This window comes from Streptomyces sp. NPDC059037, assembly GCF_042740015.1.
GTDB lineage: Bacteria > Actinomycetota > Actinomycetes > Streptomycetales > Streptomycetaceae > Streptomyces.
In genome coordinates, this window is sequence record NZ_JBHYIG010000121.1 from 19,896 (window position 1) to 27,021 (window position 7,126).

General features: G+C 71.4%; 5 protein-coding genes. 3 read left to right on the forward strand and 2 right to left on the reverse strand.

What is annotated here, in order from left to right; genetic code table 11:
• Positions 1–26 precede the first annotated feature (26 nt).
• Together ACFWY6_RS24115 and ACFWY6_RS24120 are read left to right on the forward strand one after the other, a co-directional pair.
• Entirely contained in the window at positions 27–1,376 is a 1,350-nt protein-coding gene (locus ACFWY6_RS24115; protein WP_384693922.1) for a hemolysin family protein, read from the forward strand.
• Entirely contained in the window at positions 1,373–2,452 is a 1,080-nt protein-coding gene (locus ACFWY6_RS24120) for a hemolysin family protein (protein ID WP_384693925.1), read from the forward strand. The genes ACFWY6_RS24115 and ACFWY6_RS24120 overlap by 4 nt, the downstream gene beginning before the upstream one ends.
• Positions 2,453–2,461: 9 nt before the next feature.
• Here ACFWY6_RS24120 and ACFWY6_RS24125 read toward each other — a convergent pair whose 3' ends face one another.
• The gene (locus tag ACFWY6_RS24125) at positions 2,462–4,333 is read right to left on the reverse strand and encodes an AAA family ATPase (protein ID WP_384693928.1); all 1,872 of its coding nucleotides are present in this window, start codon (positions 4,331–4,333) and stop codon (positions 2,462–2,464) included.
• A gap of 438 nt (positions 4,334–4,771) precedes the next feature.
• A complete protein-coding gene (locus ACFWY6_RS24130; protein ID WP_384693931.1) occupies positions 4,772–5,416 on the reverse strand; it encodes a uridine kinase in 645 nt (214 codons plus the stop codon).
• Between the two features lie 226 nt (positions 5,417–5,642).
• Here ACFWY6_RS24130 and ACFWY6_RS24135 point away from each other — a divergent pair, with 226 nt between their 5' ends.
• Entirely contained in the window at positions 5,643–7,007 is a 1,365-nt protein-coding gene (locus ACFWY6_RS24135; RefSeq protein ID WP_384693934.1) for a peptidase C39 family protein, read from the forward strand.
• The last annotated feature ends 119 nt before the right edge of the window (positions 7,008–7,126 follow it).

Consider the following 7,126-nt stretch of genomic DNA (forward strand, 5'->3'; position numbering starts at 1 on the left):
ACTGGACTGACCAGGGAGGCGGCGGCATGACGACTTACCTGCTGCTTCTCGGGGCGGCATTTCTGCTGATTCTCGCCAACGGCTTCTTCGTGGCCGCCGAGTTCGGGCTCGTCACCGTGGAGCGCCCGGACGCTGAGAAGGCCGCCGCCGAAGGCGACCGACGGGCCCGTACGGTCGTCGCCGCCCTCAAGGAGCTGTCCTTCCAGCTCTCCGGCACCCAACTCGGCATCACCATCACCTCGCTCGTGGTCGGCATGCTCGCCGAGCCGGCGCTCGCGCATCTGTTCGCGGGCCCGTTCACGGCGACCGGCCTTCCGGAAGGCGCCGTACCGGGTGTCTCCGTAGTGGTCGGCATGCTGCTCGCGTCCGCCGTGCAGATGGTGATCGGCGAGCTCGTCCCGAAGAACTGGGCGGTGTCGCGGCCGCTGCAGGTCGCGCGCTTCGTCGCGGGCCCGCAGCATGTCTTCGCGCGGCTCTTCAGGCCCGTGATCTCGCTCCTGAACGCCGTCGCCAACCGGATCGTGCGGGTGTTCGGCGTGGAGCCCGCCGACGAGCTCGCCTCGGCCCGCACCCCCGGCGAGCTGGTCTCCCTGGCCCGGCACTCGGCGCAGGCGGGCACCCTCGAACAGGACACCGCGGACCTGTTCGTACGGACCCTCTCCCTCGGCGAGCTGACCGCGCAGCACGTGATGACGCCGCGCGTGAAGGTCTGCGCCCTGCAGACGTCGGCGACCGCCCAGGACGTGGTGAACCTGACCCGTGCCACGGGACTCTCGCGCTTCCCCGTCTACCGCGAGCGGATCGACGAGATCGTCGGCATGGTGCACCTCAAGGACGCCCTGGCGGTCCCGGCGCACGAGCGGCTGCGGACACCCGCGGGCCGTATCGCGCAGGTACCGCTCCAGGTCCCGGAGACGCTGCCCGTGCAGCAGCTTCTTGAGCAGCTGCGCAGTGAGCAGCCGATAGCCGTCGTCGTCGACGAGTACGGCGGTACGGCCGGTGTGGTCACCCTGGAGGACATCGTCGAGGAGCTCGTCGGCGAGGTCCGCGACGAGCACGACCTGCACGATCTGCCGGAACTCGCGGCGGCACCGGCGGAGGACGGCCGTCCCGCCTGGGACGCCGACGGCAGCTGCCGGGTCGACACGCTCCAGCGGATAGGACTCGACGTCCCCGAGGGGCCGTACGAGACCGTGGCAGGCCTCGTCGCCGATCTGCTCGGCCGCATCCCCGCCCCCGGAGACCGGGCCGAACTTCCCGGCTGGCGGCTCGCGGTGCGCCAGGTCGATCACTACCGCGCGGAGAGGGTACGCCTCGTACGGACCGCGGACATCAGCGGTACCCCCCAGGCACAGGTCGCGGAGGCCGTCCGATGAGCGTGCTCCAACTCCTGTTCGCCCTGCTCCTGGTGCTCGCGAACGGCTTCTTCGTGGGGGCCGAGTTCGCGCTCGTCTCCGTACGCCGCAGCCAGATCGAGCCGCTGAACACCAAGCGGGCCCGCCAGGTCCTCTACGGCCTCGAACATCTGCCGCAGATGATGGCCGCCGCCCAGTTCGGCATCACCATCTGCTCGCTGACGCTCGGCGCGGTCGCCGAGCCGACCGTCGCGCATCTCCTGGAGCCCGTCTTCGAGGCGGCGCACATCCCCGAGGAGATCATCCATCCGCTCGGGTACGCCATCGCGCTCGCCGTCGTCGTCTTCCTCCACCTCGTCATCGGCGAGATGGTCCCGAAGAACCTCGCGATGGCGGCCCCGGAGAAGACCGCGCTGTGGTTCAGCCCCGGCCTTGTCGCCTTCGCCCGGCTGTGCCGGCCGGTCACGGTGGCGCTCGGGGCGTGCGCCAGGCTCGTCCTGAAGCTCTTCCGGGTCGAGCCCAAGGACGAGGTCGAAGCGGTCTTCACCAGCGAGCAGCTCAACCGGCTCGTCGGCGACTCCGGCCAGGCCGGGCTGCTCGAACCCGAGGAGCAGGAGCGCCTGGAGGACGCCCTGGAGCTGGGCTCGCGCCCGGTGACGGACGTCCTGCTCGACCGGGCGTCCCTGGTCACCGTGGGCGCCTCGGTCACCCCGAGCCAGGTCATCGAACTCACCGGGCGCACCGGCTACTCCCGTTTCCCGGTCTGCGCGGAGAACGGCGCCTTCATGGGCTACCTGCACGTGAAGGACGTACTGGATCTGACGGACGGCGCGGAGACGGACCGGGCGGTGCCGCAGCAGGTCTGGCGCCCCATGACGACCCTGCGCGCCGAACTCCCGCTGGACGACGCCCTGACGGTGATGCGCCGCGCCGCCACGCATCTGGCGCAGGTGGCCGACGCGTCGGGCAAGGTGCTGGGCCTGGTCGCCCTGGAGGACGTCCTCGAGCTCCTGGTCGGCGAGGTCCGCGACCCGGCGCACCGGGTGTCCGTGCCCCGCAGGCCCCAGGGGGTGCGGGACAGCGCCCTGGTCGGCTGAGCCTCGTGGTCACATCCGGGGCGGGTCCTGCGGGCCCCGCCCCGAAAGGACCTCTCCGTACGCCTGCATGAGGTCCGGAAGGCGCAGTGTCGACAAGTCGTCGCGGTCCGGTTCTCCGGGATAGCCGGACAGGCGCAGGTCGCGGTAGGCGCAGCTCTTCTCGTAGAGCGTGCGCAGGAAGCGGCCGTTGCCCAGCTCGTCGATCCAGGACTGGTCGACGACATGGCCGCTGATGGAGCGCAGCTCGTCCAAGGCCTCCTCGTCCCAGACGTCGCCGTTGTCGGCGGCGAGGACCTCGCCGATGGCGGTGAGCTCCAGAGGGCGGTACGAGGGGAAGTCGACCCGCGTCGTGAAGCGGGACGAGAGGCCGGGGTTGGCGGCGAGCAGCCGGTCCATGCCCTCCGGGTAGCCGGCGAGGATCACGACCAGGTGGTCGCGGTTGTCCTCGGCGCGCTTGAGGAGGACCTGCAGGGCCTCGTCGCCGTACGCGTCGCCCTTGCCGTAGCCCGAGTTGGAGAGCGAGTACGCCTCGTCCACGAAGAGGACGCCGCCGATCGCCGAGTCGATGAGTTCGTTGGCCTTCACGGCGGTCTGGCCCAGATACTCGCCGACCAGGTCCGCGCGCTGCGCCTCCACCAGGTGGTCGCCGCCGAGCAGCCCGAGCGCGTAGAACGCCCGGCCCAGAATGCGGGCCACCGTGGTCTTGCCGGTGCCCGAGGGGCCCGAGAAGACGAAGTGTCGTTTCGGCGGCTGGACGGGCAGCCCTTGCGCGGCCCGCAGGCGCGCCATGTTCAGCTGCGCCGAGAGCGCTTTGACCTGGCGCTTCACCGGCTCCAGGCCGACCATCCGCTCCAGCTCGGCGAGGGCCGCCTCCAGGAGCGCGGGGTCCGTCGGGCCGGGCGGCAGCTGTGGCAGCCCCGGCTGGACCGGGATCACGGCCTTCTCGCGCACCGCGTCGGTCTCGGACGGGCCGCCGCCGGGCGGCAGTTCGGGCTCGGTGACCTTCAGGTCGCGGCCTTCCGTGCCGAAGAGCGGATCGATGCCGTCCGGGGCGTCCATCACGTCCTGCCCGAAGCCGGAGAGTGCGATCGACGCCAGGTCGGTGACCTCGTCGTACCCGTCACCCTCGGAGATCGCCGCGAGCCGCGCCGAGGTGTCCATGAAGGCCGGATCCACCCGGTTCACCGCCCGGTACAGCGGCAGGGCGGCCGCCGAGCGGCCCGTGCCCTCGTGCGCGCGCGCCAGCCAGTACCGCAGCTCCTTGCGCTGCGGCTGCTCGCTGCGGCAGCGCATCAGCGCGGCGGACAGCAGCGGCTCGGCCTGCCCGTACATCTCCAGGCGTACGCGGGCCATCCCTCCGAAGAGACCGGCCTCGATGCCCAGCATCGGATCGTCGATCAGCGAGTCCGTGTGCCGGACCAACTGCTCCCAGTCCTTGACCAGATAGGACCGGCAGGCGTGCAGGAAGCGCACCTGCGGATCCGCGTCGACCGGCGGCAGGCCCGCCAACGCCCGGTCCAGCTCCGGGACATGGCGCCCGTCGAGCCAGTGCGAGGCGTGCGCGAGCAGCAGATCGCGTGTGCTCTCCAGGACGGGCTGCACCCACCAGCCGAGCCAGTACCAGGAGTTGAGCGTGCGCCCGTGCCGGGCGCGCTGCTCCCCGAACCGGTCCCGGTGCTGGAACATCCGAAGCAGCGCCGTCGTCGTGTCGATGCGCAGTGCGTGCAGTCCGAGCCAGCCGTCGGCCATCCCCGGATCCATGCGCACCGCGGCCCGGAACTCCTCCTCCGCCTGGGGATAGGCGCCCATCGTGTAGGCGTCGACGCCCCTGATCCAGGCGAGGTCGGCCGGGGCGGGTGAGCCCTGCGTGCCGAAGTCCATCACGTCCCCCACAAACCGTGCCCCCGTTTACCGCCAGGCCGGTGCCCGTCGGCAACTTCGCTGAACCGCCGTGCTGCGGACGGGAGTTGTCTCGGTGCGCAGAGCAGCCGTCCGTAAGCCGCACCGAAAGGCATCGTACCTGCGGGGGAGTGCTCGGCCGTAGGGTGCCGCAGCGCGGGATCAGCCAGGTCGGGCCGGGTGAGGCGGCGCGCGGTCGTCACCGAGTGTGAGCGAATGGCGGCTCGGAGCGCCCGGAATCTGGGCGAGGAGGCAGAACGAAGCCCCCGATCACGGGGGAACAACCGGGGGCTTCGCGTCTGCGGGCGGCCCCGAAAGGCCGCACATTCAGAACGTAAGTCCTGTAAGGGCCCTCGGTCAAGCGGAGTTGAGGCACTCATGGAAACTCGGCCGAACTTCCGGAAGTGACTTTCCGGAGGTTCAGCGCACCGCGGACGGGCCTTCACCGTGCGTGACGATTTGGCTCTGCACTGCGGTCTCATCAGGCCCCGCGAGCACCTCATATCCCTCGCGACACTGTCGTACCAAAGAGTGCGCGAAGGGCCTTGAGGGGTCTTCGGAGAAGTGCCGGCGCTCCGCGGGTTCCCACCCGTCCCAGAAGTCACTCTGCTCCGCTCCGTCACGGTGGCGCCCCCGCTCCCACGCCTCTTCCCGGGGCAGCTCCATCCACAGGAGCCGCGCGAGGAACGGGCGCAGCGCTCGGCGGCCCGCGCCGACGCCTTCGAGGATGACCACGGGCGCGGGCGGCAGGGTGCGGGTCTCGGGGCCGAAGCGTCGCGCGTGCCAGTCGTACGTCTCGTAACGCGCGCGCTCACCGCGCGAGAGCGGCACGATCACCTGCCGCCGCAGCCGCTCCGTCCACCCGAAGAGCGCGTCGTGGCTCGCGATGTCGTCCAGGCGCACCACGGGGGCGCCGTCCAGCGCATCGGCCAGGCGCAGGGCGAAGGTCGACTTGCCGGAGCCCGCGTGTCCGTCGACGCCGACGAGGCGGACGGGGCCGCAGGAGGGCGGCAGGCGCCGCAGGGCGTCGGCGACCTGGGACAGGGGTGTGGCGTGTGCGGTCATCGCTCACCAGCGTACGGGGGCGAGCTCGCCGGTTCGCGGGTGCGGAATGTTGCGCTCCGCGCGCCGTCCCTGCTCACGCCAGTGGTCGAGGCCAATATTGGTGGCAGCGGTGGTCCCCGAAGCGCTGGCAGAAGTCGGCGTGCAGCGGCCATAGTTGGCCTACCGCGTGTACCTGACCTGCCCCTTCCGGATCCGTCCGGAGCCCACGTCGACTGGGGGTCCCGCCATGGACCGAGCTGATGACATGTCCCGCAGAACCGTCCTCGCCGCGGCCGCCGCACTGGCCGCCGTCACCGCAGGCACCGGCACCGCGCTGGCCGCGGGCGGCCGGGCGGCGGCGCCGCGGGCGCAGCGGCCGGTGAGCAACCGCTTCTGGACGTCGTACGCGGACTGGAGCGCCGGCACCGCGAAGGGCACCCGTGCCGTCGCCGGGGCCCGCCCCGCCGTGGAGATCGTCAAGGCCGCGGGCCGCACCGACTACGCCGATCCGCACACCGGCACCACCGCCACCTGGGAGTACGCCCAGTGGACCTCGCCGGTGCACCGTCCCACTGTCCCCGCCACGGAGGTGGTCGCCTCCTGGAACGCCCGTACGCCCGTCGGCACCTGGCTGCAGGTGGAGCTGCAGGGAACGTACTCGGACGGCAAGAAGACCCCTTGGTACGTCCTGGGGCGCTGGACCTCGGGTGACGACGACAAGAAGGACATCCGCCGCACCTCGGTCGACGACCAGAGCGACGGCAAGTCCAGCATCTGGACGGACACCTTCTCCATCGACGACACGACGACGGGCCTGCGGCTCGCCTCCTACCGGCTGCGCCTGACGCTGTACCGCAAGCCGGGCGCCACGGTGACGCCCAGCGTGTGGCGGCTCGGCGCGATGGCGTCCGCAGTGCCCGACCGCTTCACGGTGCCGGCGTCCAAGCCGGGCCTGGCCAAGGAGCTGACGGTCCCGCGCTACTCGCAGGAGATCCATGCCGGGCAGTACCCGGAGTACGACAACGGCGGCGAGGCCTGGTGCAGCCCCACCTCCTCGCAGATGATCATAGAGTTCTGGGGCCGCAAGCCGACCACGGACGACCTCGCCTGGGTCGACCCGTCCTACGCCGACCCGCAGGTGTGCCACGCGGCCCGCTACACCTTCGACTACCAGTACGCGGGCTGCGGCAACTGGCCCTTCAACGCGGCCTACGCGTCGACGTACAAGGACCTCCAGGGCGTCGTCACCCGCCTCGACTCGCTCACCGAACTGGAGTCGCTGATCGCCGCGGGCATCCCGGCCATAACGTCCCAGTCGTTCCTCAAGGAGGAGCTGACCGGCGCCGGTTACGGCACGGCGGGCCACCTCATGACGGTGATCGGCTTCACGGCGGACGGCGACGTGATCGCCAACGACCCGGCGTCACCGACCAATCCGGCCGTGCGCCGCGTCTACAAGCGGCGCGAGTGGGAGAACATCTGGCTCAGGACCAAGCGCTACAACGCGTCCGGCAAGGTCGTCTCCGGCACGGGAGGCGTCTGCTATCTGTACTTCCCGACGAAGCTCTCCGCCGCCCAGAAGTCCGCGCTTGCGGCCGTGGGCATCCGCTGACGGCGTGACGAGGGGGGGGCCCCCCACCCGGGGGGGGGGGCCCCGCGGGCGGGCGGGTCGACGGCCCCCCCGCGTGGGGGGGTTAAAACAACGTGTTGGGCCCCGCGGGGCCCCCCGGA